A 14,911-nucleotide genomic window follows, 5' to 3' on the forward strand; every position below is an offset into this window, starting at 1 on the left:
CGACGAAAAGCGCCGGTTCCTCCGCGTCCCGCCCCGGCCAGAGCGGGACGGCCCTGGCAGCGCGGGACGGCCCTGGCAGCGGGCGGGAGCGGACACGATGGGCGCCCGCGCCGCGCCCGGGTCGTCAGACGGCGCTCGGGCGCCTGCGCTCCCACCAGAGAGCGGCCCCGGTGACCACCGCGCCGACCCCCTCCCAGATTCCGACGCCGATGAACCTGGCGGGGGCGGCGCCGGTCACCACCAGGAGGGTGAAGACCGCGAACGTCAGCAGGCGGAACGGCACCGTCCACAGGAAGAAGGGCCGGTAGTCGGCGGCGGCGGCCAGGAGGTAGTAGACGCCCATGTTCACCGCGGCCATCGAGGAGGCGGCGAGGTACACCTTCGTGTAGTCGCCGGAGCCACGCGTCCGCGGCACCTCGAAGCCGAGGAGGGCGAGCATGGTGTCCGGCGACACCAGGCCGACGACGCCGAGTACCACGGCGAGGAGGCCGAAGACGGCCATCGTCCAGCCAGAGAGGGAACGCGGGAGTCGCATGGCGGATCCTCCGGATACCAGGTCGGCGATCGGGTGAGGGGTGGCCTCTCAGCGATCTTAGAATCACCGCATATGCCAACCGGCTCTACAGAGTGCACTGAAGTCGGACAGAGCCTCCTCCACGTCTCCTGATCGATACCGAAGGTACGCCGGCGCCGGGTCTGTTCGGGACCCCCGGGCAGGGCGCGGCGACCCGGGTCCGGGCCGCCACCTCAGCCCGGCTCGACGCGCACGGCGGCGGCTACCGTGCCGACTGCCGCACCACCGTGGGCAGCCCGGCGGACAGCGATGAGGCGGCCCGTCCCTGGGCGCTCCCGGCCGGCCTGACCGGGCTGAACCTCATTCACTGAGCCGGATCTTCCGCCCCGCCGTCACCCTCTCGGCCGGACCGGGCGGCGACGTCAGGGGGCGAGGTGAACGCCGCGGCGTGGTCGCGGACGAAGTCGGCGATGTCGCGCGGGGGGTGGCCGAGAAGGCCGGCGAGCGTATCGGTGGTGAAGTCTCCCCAGCCGGAGGCATACGCCCGCGCGTACTCCTCGAGCATGTCGACGATCCATTTCGGAACGCCGTAGCCGAGCAGTGTCCCGCGCTTGGCGTCGTCGCCGACCGGCAGGTACGTGACGGACCTGCCGAGAGCGAGACTCAGCCGGTCGGCGACCTCGTCGAACGTCAGGGAGCGCGGGCCGGTGAGGGTGTAGGTCTCGCCGTGGTGGCGATCGGGGTCGTCGAGGAGCACGCGGGCGGCGCACTCGGCGATGTCGCGTACGTCGATCATGCCGATCCGCGCCGAGGCCATGTTCAGCGAGAACGTGCCGGTGGCGGAGATGTCGCCCGCCTCGTTCAGCAGATTCTGCATGAACCAGTGTGGGCGCAGGATCGTCCAGCGCATGCCGCACCGTTCGATCTCCCGGTCGGACAGTGCGTGCAGCCTGCCGCTGCGGTTCGGCGCGTCGTGGGCCGCGCCGACGACGGACAGGCGCACGATGCGCTCCACACCGGCCTGACGCGCGGCCCATACGGCGTTCATGCTGTTCTCCGGAGCGCGCGGACCGTTCGGGGTGAGCAGCCACAGGTCCTGCACGCCCTCGAAGGCGGGCGGCAGAGACCGGGCGTCGTCGAGGTCACCGACGAAGACCTCGGCGCCCAGCTCGTACGGGCCGTCCGCTTTCGACTCTTCGCGGACGAGAGCGCGAAGGTCCACCTCGGCCCCTTCCAGCGCCCTCATCAGTGCGGTGGACACGGTTCCGGTGGCTCCGGTGATCAGTACGGTGCGTGACACGCTCATTCTCCCTTGGGGTTGTCGGGTTGTGGGGGTACGGACCAGGTCGCGTGGCACGGCGGTGACCCGGTGGCCGCGGGCGAGCGTCTCGGCCACCGCGCGGCCTCCCTCGTTCCCCGCCGCTCCGAACGCGGCGACGCGCGTGGTCCGGCTCCCTGGATCAGGTGGTCGAGGCGGCCCGTGCCGGGTCGTCGCCCCGGTGAACCGGGGTTTCCGGGGGCCTGCCCGCCGCCCGGCGGACGGTGACGCGCTCCAGGACCCAGAGCGCGACGGTCCCGGCCGAGAGGGTGGCGCCCAGGACGCACACGCCGGTCCAGCCGCCGTTCACCCAGACCACCGAGGTCAGCGCGGAGCCCACCGCGCCGCCGAGGAACAAGGAGGTCATGAAGGCGGAGTTGATCCGGTTGCGGGCCTCGGGCCGGAGCGCGTAGAGGACGTTCTGGCTGCTGTTGAGCACCGCCTGGTGCGCCAGGTCCAGCACGATCACACCGGCGAGCAGCCAGACCAGCCAGCGCTCCCCCGCCGCGATCACCGGCCAGGACACCAGCAGCAGGACCGTTCCGGCACCGGTCACGATCTGGACGTGCCCGCGGTCGGCCAGCCGCCCCGCCACCGTGGCGGTCAGCGCGCCCACGACACCGACCAGGGCGAACATGCCGATGGCCGACTCCGACCAGTTGTACGGCGACCGCACCAGCAGGAAGGTCAGCGCCGTCCACAGCACGCTGAACGAGGCGAGGCTCAACGCGCCGATGCCCGCCCGCCACCGCAGCAACGGCTCGTACCGGAACATCGCGACCGTCGAGCGCAGCAGCCCCAGGTAGGACAGGCGCCCGTCGTCCCCGCCGAGCCGGGGCAGGAAGACACGCAGCAGCACGGCCATCAGCACCATCAGGACCGCGTTCACCCAGTAGACCGTCCGCCATCCGCCCAGCTCCGACAACGCCCCGGACGCGGTCCGCGCCAGCAACAGGCCGAGCATCAGGCCGGTCATCACCGTACCGACCACCCGGCCGCGCTCGGCCGGGTCCGCCAGCGTCGCCGCGAACGGCAAAACCACCTGCGCTCCGACCGAGGTCAGCGCGGTCAGGGCCGTACCGACCAGGAGCACCGTGCCGTTGGGGGCGGTGGCCGACACCAGCAGGAACACCGCGGTCACCGCGTAGAGCGACACCGCCAGCCGCCGCCGCTCCACCAGGTCGCCGAGCGGCACCAGCAGGATCAGCCCCAGCGCGTACCCGCCCTGCGCGGCCGTCACCACCAGCGCCGCCAGTGATGGCCCGACCCCCAGCTCCCGGCTGATCAGGTCGAGCAGCGGCTGCGCGAAGTAGTTTCCCGCGACCGCCAACCCGGTCGCCACCGACATGAGAAGGAGCAGCCCGCGCGACAGGCCGCCGTTCGTGTGAGGTCTCGTCGCCGTCATGCCCCCAGCCTCGACGACAGACGATCAATGAGTCCAACACATGTTTGTCATCGAACCGATCGTGTATCACGATTGATCAATGGAGCTTCAGCAAATGCGCTACGTCGTCGCCGTCGCGGAGACGAGCAACTTCACCCGCGCCGCCGAGCAGTGCCTGGTCGTCCAGTCCGCGCTGAGCCACCAGATCGCCCGCCTGGAACGTGAGCTGGGTGCCAAGCTGTTCGAGCGCACCAGCCGTCGCGTCCGGCTCACCCCCGCCGGCGAGGCTTTCCTCCCCGCGGCCCGCCAGGCTCTCGACGCCGCCGAACGAGCCCGCGCCGAGGTGGCGGCCGCCGCCGGCGAGATCCGGGGCCGGCTCGCCGTCGGCGCCATTCCCACCGTCGCGGCGGTCGATCTCCCGACCGCGCTGCAGCGTTTCCACCTGCGGCATCGGCAGGTGCGGATCAGCCTCCGCTCGGGCGCGAGCGAGGAGCTGATCGAACGGGTGCGGCAGGGCACCCTGGACGCCGCGTTCCTGGGGCTGCCGGTGGGCGTACGCCCCAAGGGCGTCCGTGGCCGTGAACTGGCGCGCGGTGACCTCGTCGCCGTGGTGGCGCCCGGCCACCCGCTGGCGGGCAGGGAACGCGTGGACCTGCATCAGCTGTCGGACGAACCGTTCGTCGACTTCCCGCCGGGCACCGCCGCGCGGGCCCAGTCGGACGGCGCGTTCGCGGCGGCCGGAGTCCGGCGCGAGGTCGCCTTCGAAGTGACGAACATGGACTTCATGGCTCGCCTGATCCGGCAGGGCCTGGGCGTCGGGATGCTGCCCGCCGCCTTCGTGCCCGAACTCCCCGATCTGCCCGTCCTCCAGCTTCGCGACGCTCCCGCCCGGATGGAGCACCTCATCTGGAGTCGCTTCCCGCCGTCCCCCGCCGCCGCGGCGTTCCTGTCCGTCCTCGGTATTCCGGCGGCGGAACTCTCAGAATCGCCGGACCCGTGACCTCGGGTGTCCGGCGAGACGGCGGCAGGCCGGGCCGGCCGGTGACGGTCCCGCTCCAGCCGCTGAGGGGAGGGGTGGCCGGAAACCGTCCCGGCGCGGCGACCCGGATCGCGGCCCAACGGGGAGGCGGGCTACTCGCCGCCGCGCAGTTCGGACAGGCGCTTGGGCGAGTACTCGATGTCCTCGAAGCGCACGGTGCAGCCGTCGCCGGTGGGGCTTTGGGCGAGGAAGCCGACCTCGGGGTCACCGTCGAGCGCGAAGTATCTGATGAGGTTCCAGAAACCGGACTCGTCGGCGACGTGGAAGGCGAAGGCGGAGCCGATGCGGGAGATCCGCAGCCGGATGTCCCGGCTGTCCATGGTCACGGAGTTGCAGTCGTCGGACACCCCGCGGGTGACCACCGAGACGATCGTGGGCCTGCCCTGCGGGGAGAGCTCCAGGCAGAACTTGGCCCACCGGTCGTCGTCGGCGTACAGCAGCAGGACGGCCGCGTCGTAGGTGGACAGCAGGTCGAGCCTGACCCGCGCGCTGAGGGTGAAGTCGCCGTCCAGGCGGCCGACGAGAGCGGGGGCGTTGGCGTAGCGGTTCGGCTCCCCGGGGTCGGAGAAGAGGTCGGTGCCCGCCCCCGCGCTGATGGAGAGCGCGTCGCCGTCGGCGCTCCAGTCCTCGGGCCGGTTCAGCCAGCGCAGCGGCGTGGGAAAGGCGGGCAGGGAGACGGGCTCGTTCACGGCTGTTCCTCCAGAGGGGTTGCGAGCGCGTAGGCGGTCGCGATGAGACGGTCGACGGTGTCGGCGTCGCGGACGGTGCAGACCGGGTCGGTCCCGTCCCTGACGCTACGGGCGAAGTCGGCCATGAGGGGGAGATGCGGGTTCTCCGGCGGGGGAAGGAACTCGTCGACGGCGACCCCGTCGACGATCCCGCGCACGGTCCCCGAGTCGAGGGGGTCGAGCTCCAGGTGGCCGCCGTCGAAGGACAGGTGAAACCGGTCGTGGCGGGCGCCGGGCACCCACGCCGCCTCCAGGTCGGCCACGCCTCCCGACGGCCAGGCCAGCCCCACCCGGGCGAGGCGCTCCCCGCCCAGGTCGAAGGGCAGGCCCGTCCGCGCGCCGGTCACGACCGGCTCCCCCAGCAGCCAGCAGAGCAGGTCGAGGCGGTGACTGCCCACGTCGGCGAGCACTCCCCCGCCGGAGATCGCGGGGTCGGTACGCCAGAGCCTGGGGTCGTCCGGCCCCGGGTCGAAGTGGCTCCGGAACTCCACGACCGCGTGGTGCACGGCACGCCCGCGCAGGATCTCGCGCACCCGCCCGAGCGCGGGCGCGAGCCTGCGGTAGTAGGCGACGCCCACGTGGGCGGCGGCCAGCTCGGAAACCGTCTCGCGGTGGCGGGCGCCTCCCGCGTGGGCGGTGGCCGGCTCGGGCGCCGTCCCGCCGAGCGGCTTCTCCACCAGGACCGGCAGGCCCGCCCGCGCCGCCGCGACCGCGAGGGGCAGATGGGCCGCGACCGGCGTGGCGACGTAGACGACCTCGGCCACGTCGAGCAGATCGGTGTAGTCGGACGTGCCGAAGGCGCCGGGGAAACCCCCGAACTCCTCGCAGGTCGTCCGGGCCCGCGCGGCGTCCCTGCCCCACACGCAGGCGACGGTCTCCCCCAGGGAGAGCAGGGCGGGCAGGGCCTTCCTACGGACGATGTCGCCGTATCCGGCGATCCCCCATTTCACTCCAGGTCCGGACGTATAGCGATCTTCAGGGTTTCCGGGGGCGGGGTCTGGAACGGCGCGGCGCTTCCGGCCGGGTGCAGGGTGGGGCTCTCGGAAAGCCGGTCGAGGGCGTCCTGGAGCCGTTCCAGCGGGTAGACGGCGGTGAGGATCGCGTCGAGGCGCAGGCGCCCGGTGAAGGTGGCGGCCAGCCGCTCGGCCACCCGCATCGCCTCGGCCCTCGCGGTGTCGGTCGGTTCGGCGGAGCTGTGCACCCGCAGCCCCTTCTTCTCCCACTTGACCATGTCGAAGGTGACGTGGGTGTCGATGTGGTGGGTGCCGAGGAAGACGACGAGACCGTTCTGCCGGACCAGGTCGACGCAGGCGTTGGCGGTGTGCGGGGTGCCGACCGCCTCGATGGCGACGTCGAACTCCGTCCCCAGCTCCTCCGGTACGGCCTGCGGCGACTTCACCAGCGAGGTCCGGTCCGCGCCGAGGAGCGTCGCGCGCTCCAGACGCCAGGGGTCCAGGTCGGCGACGGCGATCTCGGCCGCGCCACGCAGCCGTGCGACCTGCAGGGCCATCAGCCCGACCGGCCCCTGCCCCAGGATGGCCACCCGGTCGCCGAGCCGCACCCCCCGGGTCGCGTGCACGGCCAGGGGCAGCAGTTGCAGGATCGCGCCCTGCTCGAAGGGCACGTCGTCGGGGAGGACGCCCACGCTGACCTCCCTCGCCGCCGCGTACTCGGCGAACCCCGAGGTGAGCGGGGTGCGGACGAACACCCGCCGCCCCGGCGCGACGCGGGTCACCCGCTCTCCCACCGCCTCGACGGTGCCGGCGACCTCGTGGCCGAAGCAGCCGGTCGCACAGTGGTCGCGCAGGCCGAAGTAGTGATAGTAGGCCAGGTCGCTGCGGTTGCAGACGGTGCAGGCCCCCACCCGGACGAGCACGTCGCCCGGTCCGATGGGCGGGATCGGCGCGTCGCCGTCCAGCCGGATGCGGTGTCGGCCGACGAGTTCGATCCGGCGCACGTCACTCCTCGTTTCCGGTCTGCGGATGTCCCGTGGTCCCGCCGTGGACCAGTTCGCGCCAGAACAGGTCGCCGCCCGGCGTGGCGCCGACGAGCCTGCCCGCGGTGCCGGTCAGCGTGACCAGCCCCGGGGTGGCGCCCCAGGGGGTCCATCCGTCGCCGCCCGGCGTCCTGACCCGCAGTTCCCCGTCGCGGGTCAGCCCGATCAGCCGTCCCCCCACGTGGGCGAGCGCGACGAGCGCCGGCCCGGCGTCGCCCGCGCGGGTCCACGGCCCGGACCGTCCGGCGGCGAGCGGGCGCCACCACAGCTCGCCGTCGGCACCGGCGGCGAACATGGTCTGGTCGACGGGGGCGATCCCGACCGCCCCCGGCGGGGCGTCGTACAGGTCCCTCCAGGGCGCCCGCCCGGTCACCGGCTCGCGGGCGACGACGCGCCCGTCGGCGTGCAGGCCGTACAGGAGAACGGGTGAGCCGGGCGTCGCCTCGCGCGGCGCGGTCAGCGCCACCAGGCCCGGCGCGGGCTCGATCCGCCGCCACCTCAGGTTCTGGGTGCGGTACGGCCGCACCCAGAGATCGCCGTCGGCACCGGCGGCGAAGAGCTGTCGCTCGCAGGCGGCGAGCGCGAGCGCGGCCGCTCCACCGCCCATCGGCTCCCACCAGCCGGGTGCGCCGGCGAGCCTGGCGAGCACGTTGCGGGTGACGCGGTCGACGACCGGGTCGTCGAGGGCGTCACCCCAGCCGATCGTGGCCGCGTTGAAGACGGTGCCCGCCCCGCGGCGCATGATGCCCATGGTGGCGTGGCCGCCCTGGCCCAGGTGCCGCCAGTGGCGCAGGTCGGCGGTGGCCAGGATGGCGAAGTCGGCGGGTGTGCCGTCGGCGCCGGTGGCCAGCGGGACGCCGTCGACCTCCGCGTACTCCGCGGCGTCGGTCTCGTAGCCGACCGCGCCCCTGCCGAACGTGTCGCCGTCGCGCAGCCCCGTGCCCTCGAACACCCAGTGCTCGGCGAAGCGCACCGTGTACGCCTCGGACTTCATGGCGTCCATGTCCTCCCAGCAGCCCGCGCCGCGCCGGAAGCTCACGCCGGTCAGGCTGTTCTCCGGCCGGCAGACCGGGGATCCCGACCACTCCACGGTGACCAGGCTCGGATCGATCGCGGCCATCGGGTCGAGCAGGGCGTCGCGGTGGCACACCATGGTCCGGCCGTCGTCCTCCAGCCGGACCTGCCACCAGCACGTGTTGCCGCCGAAGAAGGCGATGTTCCCCCCGGCCGCCACGAAGGACTCCGCGGCGTCACGCATCCGCCGGGTCCAGTACTCGTCGTGCCCGGGGATCACGAGCAGGCGGCGGTCGCGCAGCAGCGTGTCCGGATCCTCGTGCAGGTCCAGGTTGGAGCAGTAGTCGGCCCGGATACCGCTGCGGCTCAGCCACCGGTAGAAGTGGTCCTCCCAGTTGCCCGCCGGTCCGCCGCCGGGGCGGTCGAAGGTGACCCGGCCGGCCCGTTCGGGGCTCTCGGTGGGATACAGGCCCTCCCCGGGCACTCCGGCCCCGTTGTACGCCTGCCAGGTGAGGAAGGGCACCGACACCAGGATCGCCCCGCCGGTCCGCGGTTCGCGGGGCCTGACGACGAAGTAGGTCTCCTCGTCCGGGCCGTCCGGGCTGTCCGGGCCGTCGGGGGTGCCGGGAATGTCGGAAGTGAACGCCACGGCGTAGAGCGAGCTGGGCCAGCCGCCGGGGACGTCCAGGGTCCACCAGGGCCCGGAGGCGTCCAGCTCGGCCCTGACCTCGCCGGTCACGGCGTCGCGCACCCGGGCGCGGCAGCCGACCGCCCCGCGCTCGCCGTCGGCCACCGGGTCGCCGGCGGCCGGGTCATCGGTCGGATCGGTCGGATCGGTCGGATCGGTCATCAGGTCATCGGTCGCCAGGCGGAAGCGTAACGATCCGCCCTGCGGCACCGACGTGCGCGCCGCGTAGGCGCGAACGGCCAAGGTCATCCCCTGGGACCTCGCAGGTCGCCGTACCCACCGGCGACGGTCCAGCTCAGCGGGTCGATGTGGGCGTTGAACGGCACCCCGTCCAGGGTCATCTCCGGACGCGGGTGGGCCAGGTGCAGCAGCGGGTCGTCGAACCGGGTGAACCGCCCGGCCAGGCTCAGCCGCGCCACGACGTCGTCGTCCTCGCCGCCCCAGCCCTGGTACCGCTCGTCGAACCCGCCGATCGCGTCGAAGATCGTGGTTCTGGCCCAGAGGCAGGCCCCGGGCGGCTCCTTCAGCACCAGCGAGCGCACGGCGTCGAGCGGCACGTCGGCCTCGTCCCGCTCGCAGCGGCGGCGGATGGCGGCGGTGGAGGACTCGGGGTCGAGGCAGAACATGCGGCGGTAGGGCAGGAAGGCCGAGAGCTCGGGCTCGCGCGCCATCCGGTCCAGGTTCCGGCTCAGGAACCGGCGGTCCACCAGGATGTCGGTGTCCAGCACGCAGATCACCCCGGGCTCGCCCGGGGTGGCGCGAACCCCGACGTTGACCGCCCAGGACTTGTTGAAACGCCCGTCGTGCCGCGCGAACACGTAGTGGTCCACCAGCGGTTCGACGGTGTCGCGCCAGGTGGGCGCCGAGTCGGACTCGACCACGGTGACGCTCACCTCGCCGCCGTGACCGTCCTGGTCTCGCAGGGCGGCCAGGCAGGCCAGCAGGTTACGGGCACGGGCGCCGCCGACACGGTCCCGGAAGGGGATCACGATCACGGCCCGCGTTCCCGCCGGTCGTGTCTGCGGCGTTCTCGGCCGCGTCCAGGCGGAGACGTCGGCCACCGACACCTCGGCGGCGGAGCGGTCGGCCAGCGGGCCGTTGTGGTAGTCCACCAGCACATGCGCGTCGGCCGCGGCGATCAGCTCCGCGAAGCGCGCGCGGTCGGCGGGTGAACGCTCCAGCAAGGGGACGAGCGCGCCGGCCAGGGCGGTCTCCAGCTCGCGGTCCCCGGGGGAGGCTGCGAAACGGCGCAGGTCCTCCGCGGCGGGCTCCCCGGCCACGAAGTGGGCGAGGGCGCCGGCCACCGCGTTGTAGTGCGGGCCGCTGATCTCCCACCAGTCGGCGGCCACCATGGGAACCGACGGATCGTTGGCGAGGAAGGCGTAGGCGGCCAGCCTGGACCCGAGCGTCCGTGTGTCCGGTAAGGAGTCCGGCATTTGGGGTGACGCTATTGGGGTTTCTGTCATGCCGTTTCCCTCCACCTGCACGAATTCCCTTCGGCCGCGCGATTGTCGAACCGGATGTACCGTACCGTGCCCAAAAATGCCTCACAAGGGGACTTGACCCGCTTTAGGATATGTTTTAATCTCCCCGGAGAGCGCTCCCACGGCCGGAATGCCACGCCCTTCGGCCTGAGCTCGGCTTACCCGAACACGTATCGAAACGGCGTCCACCAGCGCGCCGGCTTTGGCACACAAGGACCGGGTTAATCGAAATCCTCACCTGGTCGAACGGGGGACGGAAATGTCGGACGAGAGCTACAGGTCGGCGAGACCCACCAACGGCGACGGTCTGGCGGAGGTCACTCTTGACCAGGCACACGCCCCCGACAAGGTCCTGGCCCACGAGGACCTGCTCAGGAAGTTCGTCAACGGGGAGAGCTTCCGGCCCGTCCATATGCGCATCGGCATCATGGGCGCCTGCAATATGCGCTGCAATTTCTGCAACTTTCACTCGCCGAACGAGGAGAATTTCTATGATCTCTTCTCCTTCAAGGACGCCATTCCCACCGACAAGAGCGTCAAGCTCATGCGGGAGTTCGCCGAATCCGGCGGCCGGGCCGTCACGTTCTGCGGCAGCGGGGAATGCACGATTCATCGCGGCTACACGGAGATCTGCAATTCCGGGCACGCGGCCGGGCTGCGCATCGGCCTGATCACCAACGGCTCCCGCCTGCATCGGGACGACATCGCCGACTGCGTGGTCAACACCCACACCTGGGTGCGCATCGGCCTCAACGCGGGCACCGAGGCGACCTTCAACGACATCACCCGGGACCGCGAGCAGACGTTCAAGTCCTTCCTCGGCTCCGTCCGCAGGTTGCGCGACAACGCCGTCGATCCGGAGTTCCGTATCGGGTTCAACTTCGTGATCACCATGCAGAACTACCGGGAGATCTCGCAGGCCGCCCGGATAGCGCGCGACTCGGGGGCCCACTACGTCCGGTTCGAGCCGGAGTTCTACAGCTCGATGGGTCACGAGACGATCGAGCAGGTCATGGCGGAGGTCTCCGCCTCGCTCGACGACGTCTCCACGCTGTCGTCGGAGGAGTTCGAGGTCTCCGTGCCCAAGCTCGACCGGGGGCCGATGGACCAGGTGGAGTCCGTCGAGGGCGACTTCGACCACTGCCACTACAGCCGTTTCGTCACGGCCGTCGGCGCGGACGGTCATCTCTACCCCTGCCCCCAGGTGCACCTGAACAGTCGCTATCGTATCGGCAACGTGCTCGAGGACGGCTACCTCTCCGTCCTGGAGGGCGGTCCCAGGGCCGAGTGGGAGGCAAGCAATCCGCTCAGGACCGACCTGTGCAAATCCTGCTTCTACCGGCCGCAGAACGAGCTGCTCGAATGGCTGCGCAAGGGGCGGATCAAGCTGGACGACGCACTCAACACGTACCGCGTCGAGGTTCCGCAGGCGCTCCACGCCGACTTCGTCTGAGATCCGAGGCTCGCGTTGACGTCGATCGACCGGTTCCACCATCTCGGCCACTCCCCGGTCGATCCCGTCCCCGGCTCTCCCGCGCCGGACCAGGCCGTCCGCAACGGCCAGGTGCGCAGAGCGGTGGCCCGGCTGGCCGCCACCCGGCAGGTCTCCCTTCGCGTGCGCTCCACCCGCAGGCAGGAGGGCGCGGAGCCACGGGTGGACCACTACCTCTTCGAGCACGAAGGGCGTCGCGAGCTGCGCGCGGTCATGCTGACCCCGCCGGGCCCGGGGCCGTGGCCCGCCGTACTGGTCTGCGCGGGACGCAACGCGACCCTGGAACGGGTCACCGGGCTCCTGCCCCCCGACCACCCCGGCCGCGACGTCGCCGCCCACCTGACCGGGGCCGGATTCCTCACGCTCACCCTCGACCACGGCCTCGACCGGTGGGCCGAGCCCGCCACGCTGGGCGGACGCGACCCGGGCGACGTGCTGGACGGCACGTTGCGGCTGCGCGGCGGGAGTCTCCTCGGCGCGATGGCGGAGGACGCGGGAGCCGCGCTCGACTGGCTCCGCGCGCATCCGGACGTGGCCCCCGGACGGGTCGGCCTGTTCGGGCACAGCATGGGCGCGGCGGTGGCGCTGCACGCCGCGCTGCTGCGGGAGGAGCCGCTCCCGCTGTGCGCCGCCAGCCACCTGGGCACGTACGAGACGATGATCGGCCGGTCGCTGGCCTGGAACCAGTACGTCGCCCTGCCGTCCATCCTCCGCCACGCCGACCTCCCCGACCTGTACGCGGCGCTGGCCCCGGCTCCCCTGCAGATCCAGTACGGCACGGCCGACGGACGCCTCGATCCCGGCGACGCCAAGACCGCCGGCGAGCGGATCGTGAGCGCCCACGACACGGCCGAGATCCTGCCGCTGCCCATGGGCCACGGCACCGGCCTGGCCGAGGCGGCCGACTTCTTCACCCGCTCCCTGGCCGAGCCCGCCATCGGTGCGCCGGACGTGCCCGCGGCCAGGGTGGGTTTCGACGTCCGGGCCCGCCTGGACATCCTGGACCTGGTCGACGACGCCCTGGCCACCGGGTCGCTGACCCTCGGACCGCGCGGCGCCCGGCTGGAGGCGCTCGCGAGCCGGGAGATCGGGCGCGGCACCGCGGCAGTGAGCTCGGGCTCCTCGGCCCTGGAGATCGCCCTGCGGATCGTCGGGGTCGAGGGGCGCACCGTCCTGGTCCCGGCCAACACCTTCTTCGCGACCGCGGCCAGCGCCGTCCGCGCCGGTGCCCGGGTCGACTTCGTCGACATGGAGCCGGACGGTCTCGGCATGGACCCCGCGGGGCTGCGCGCCGCTCTGGCCGCCCACGAGGACGTGGCCGCGGTCGTGCCCGTGCACATCGCCGGGGTCATCGCCGACTCGCTGGCCGAGGTGCTGGCCGAGTGCGACAGGCAGGGCGTCGCCGTCGTCGAGGACGCCGCCCACGCCCTCGGCTCCTCGCTGCACGGGCGCCAGGCGGGCACCTTCGGCCGGCTGGCCGCCTTCTCCCTCTACCCCACCAAGATCATCACCAGTGGCGAGGGCGGCCTGCTCAGCGCGGACGGGGCCGACCTGAAGCGGATCACGCATCTGCGCGACCACGGCAAGCGGTCCTTCGAGGAGAACCTCCACGACGACCTCGGCAGCAACTGGCGCATGAGCGAGCTGCACGCGGCGGTGGGCCTGACCCATCTGGCCCGGCTGGCGGAGGTGCTGGCCGAGCGCACGGCGCTGGCCGCCCGGTACGACGACGGCCTGGCCTGCGTGCCCTCCCTGACCCGTCCCGCCGTGCCGGCGGGGTGCGCGACGAACCACTACAAATACCTCGCCCTGCTCCCGGAGGGCGTCGACCGCGCGGCACTCAAACAGAGGCTGCGCGCCGAGGGGGTACGGCTGGCGGGCGAGGTGTACGACGTCCCGCTCCATCGCCAGCCCTACTTCGCCCGGCGCTTCGGGGAGCGGTCCTTCCCGCACGCCGAGGCGTTCACCTCCCGCCACATCTGCCTGCCGCTCTTCCCCGGCATGACGGGCGCCCAGCAGGAGCGGGTCGTCCGCGCGCTGCGGGACGCGCTGTCGTGACCGGCGAGACGGTCCTGCCCTTACTGCGCGCGGGACGGTGGTACCGGTCGATGGACACCGTGCCCGTCCCCGGGGGCCCGCTGCTCTCCCTGGCCCCGGAGATCCTCGTCCGCGACGACGGCGCGCGCCTGCGGGCACGCCGTGCCGCGACGACCGTGCCGCCGCGCGCCCGGCGCCTGGAGCTGCTCCGCGAGGCCGTCGCGCTGTTCCGGCACGGCCGCGTACCCGTCGAGGCCCTGGGCGTCCAGGACGCCGGGGGGTTCGAGGAGGCGATGCGCGCCACGGCCGGCCTTCCCCCCGCCCTCGTGCGGCGCTGGTCGGCGATGCTCGGCGAGCGGCTGGAGGAGCTCGCGGCGGACGAGCACGCGGACGAGCACGACACCGGCGGTCTCACCCTGGTCTCCCTGCCCGCCAACACCTTCACCTGCCTGGAGGGGGTGCTGGAGGCGGCGCTGTCCGGCGCGGCGGTCTGGATCCGCCCCAGCAGGCGCGAGCCGCTGTCGTCGGCCCGCCTGGTCGGGGCCCTGCTGAGCGTGGGCTGGCCGCCCGAGACGCTGGGCTACTACCCGAGCGCGCCCAAGACCCTGCCCGCGATGATCCGGGCGACCGACCGGCAGATCGTCTACGGCGGCGACGGCCTCGCCGCCGAACCGGCCCTGGACACACCGTCCCTCGACCTGCGCGGGCCCGGCCGGGCCTGCGTGATCGTGGGCGCGCGGGAGCCGGTGGACCCGGAGGACCTCGCCGACAGGATCGCGCGGGACGCGGGCCGCTTCTGCACCAGCGCGTCCACGGTGGTCTGCCTGCGGGCGGCCGAGGCCGACGCCCGGGAGGTCGCGGCGGTGCTCGACGGCATCTCCCTCGACCCGCCGGACCCGCGCCGGCCGCAGGCGTCGTGGGCCGAGGCCGACGCCGCGCGGATGGCCGCGTTCGTCTCCGACCGGCTCGCTCCCGGCGGGCGCGTGCTCACCCGGCGGCCGCTCGTGGTCAGGTCGGGCGGGATGACGTTCCTGGCGCCCACCCTCATCCATGTCGACGACGTCGGCCACCCCCTCGTCGGCTGCGAGCTGCCCTTCCCCCTCGCCGTCGTCGTCTCCACGGACGAGGCGGGAGCGCGCGGCGTCGCCGCCGGGTCCCGCTTCGTGCACCCGGCCTGCTTCGCGACCGTCCCTGAAGGAGCGTCGTCCTGAACCCGA

12 protein-coding genes are annotated in these 14,911 nt (G+C 72.7%); 4 read left to right on the plus strand and 8 right to left on the minus strand.

Going from position 1 to position 14,911, the window contains the following annotated elements; translation table 11 throughout:
- Positions 1-124: 124 nt before the first annotated feature.
- The 3 genes from OG587_RS35830 to OG587_RS35840 form a co-directional block, all read right to left on the minus strand.
- Positions 125-535: a hypothetical protein gene (locus OG587_RS35830; protein ID WP_329083225.1), complete on the minus strand. Its 411-nt coding sequence runs from the start codon at positions 533-535 to the stop codon at positions 125-127.
- 343 nt (positions 536-878) lie between these two features.
- The gene (locus OG587_RS35835) at positions 879-1,814 is read right to left on the minus strand and encodes an SDR family oxidoreductase (protein WP_329083226.1); all 936 of its coding nucleotides are present in this window, start codon (positions 1,812-1,814) and stop codon (positions 879-881) included.
- A 160-nt stretch (positions 1,815-1,974) separates the two neighbouring features.
- Positions 1,975-3,237 carry an MFS transporter gene (locus OG587_RS35840; protein ID WP_329083227.1) on the minus strand — a complete coding sequence of 421 codons (1,263 nt, stop codon included), beginning with the start codon at positions 3,235-3,237 and terminating at the stop codon, positions 1,975-1,977.
- A 79-nt stretch (positions 3,238-3,316) separates the two neighbouring features.
- On the opposite strand from OG587_RS35840, the gene OG587_RS35845 reads away from it, so the two are divergent.
- Positions 3,317-4,216: a LysR family transcriptional regulator gene (locus tag OG587_RS35845; RefSeq protein ID WP_329083228.1), complete on the plus strand. Its 900-nt coding sequence runs from the start codon at positions 3,317-3,319 to the stop codon at positions 4,214-4,216.
- Between the two features lie 131 nt (positions 4,217-4,347).
- On the opposite strand, the gene OG587_RS35850 is transcribed toward OG587_RS35845, so the two are convergent.
- From OG587_RS35850 to OG587_RS35870, 5 genes are read right to left on the minus strand one after another with little or no spacing between them, the layout of a single operon-like run.
- On the minus strand, positions 4,348-4,944 hold the full coding sequence (locus tag OG587_RS35850; protein ID WP_329083229.1) for a DUF1349 domain-containing protein: 597 nt from the start codon (positions 4,942-4,944) through the stop codon (positions 4,348-4,350).
- The gene (locus OG587_RS35855; RefSeq protein WP_329083230.1) at positions 4,941-5,933 is read right to left on the minus strand and encodes a Gfo/Idh/MocA family protein; all 993 of its coding nucleotides are present in this window, start codon (positions 5,931-5,933) and stop codon (positions 4,941-4,943) included. Before OG587_RS35855 ends, OG587_RS35850 begins: the two co-directional genes overlap by 4 nt.
- Complete coding sequence (locus tag OG587_RS35860; protein WP_329083231.1) at positions 5,930-6,940, minus strand: zinc-dependent alcohol dehydrogenase; 1,011 nt, start codon at positions 6,938-6,940, stop codon at positions 5,930-5,932. Before OG587_RS35860 ends, OG587_RS35855 begins: the two co-directional genes overlap by 4 nt.
- Before the next feature lies 1 nt (position 6,941).
- Positions 6,942-8,930, minus strand: coding sequence for a N,N-dimethylformamidase beta subunit family domain-containing protein (locus OG587_RS35865; RefSeq protein WP_329083232.1), 1,989 nt, complete (start codon positions 8,928-8,930; stop codon positions 6,942-6,944).
- On the minus strand, positions 8,927-10,117 hold the full coding sequence (locus OG587_RS35870) for a galactosyltransferase-related protein (protein ID WP_329083233.1): 1,191 nt from the start codon (positions 10,115-10,117) through the stop codon (positions 8,927-8,929). The genes OG587_RS35865 and OG587_RS35870 overlap by 4 nt, the downstream gene beginning before the upstream one ends.
- Positions 10,118-10,424: 307 nt before the next feature.
- Here OG587_RS35870 and OG587_RS35875 point away from each other — a divergent pair, with 307 nt between their 5' ends.
- The 3 genes from OG587_RS35875 to OG587_RS35885 are packed head-to-tail and all read left to right on the plus strand — an operon-like array spanning position 10,425 to position 14,905.
- The gene (locus OG587_RS35875) at positions 10,425-11,618 is read left to right on the plus strand and encodes a radical SAM protein (RefSeq protein ID WP_329083234.1); all 1,194 of its coding nucleotides are present in this window, start codon (positions 10,425-10,427) and stop codon (positions 11,616-11,618) included.
- 15 nt (positions 11,619-11,633) lie between these two features.
- On the plus strand, positions 11,634-13,715 hold the full coding sequence (locus OG587_RS35880) for a DegT/DnrJ/EryC1/StrS family aminotransferase (protein WP_329083235.1): 2,082 nt from the start codon (positions 11,634-11,636) through the stop codon (positions 13,713-13,715).
- Positions 13,712-14,905, plus strand: a complete 1,194-nt coding sequence (locus tag OG587_RS35885) for a hypothetical protein (protein ID WP_329083236.1) — start codon at positions 13,712-13,714, stop codon at positions 14,903-14,905. Before OG587_RS35880 ends, OG587_RS35885 begins: the two co-directional genes overlap by 4 nt.
- Positions 14,906-14,911 lie beyond the last annotated feature (6 nt).

The organism is Streptosporangium sp. NBC_01469 (assembly GCF_036227305.1).
Classification (GTDB): domain Bacteria; phylum Actinomycetota; class Actinomycetes; order Streptosporangiales; family Streptosporangiaceae; genus Streptosporangium.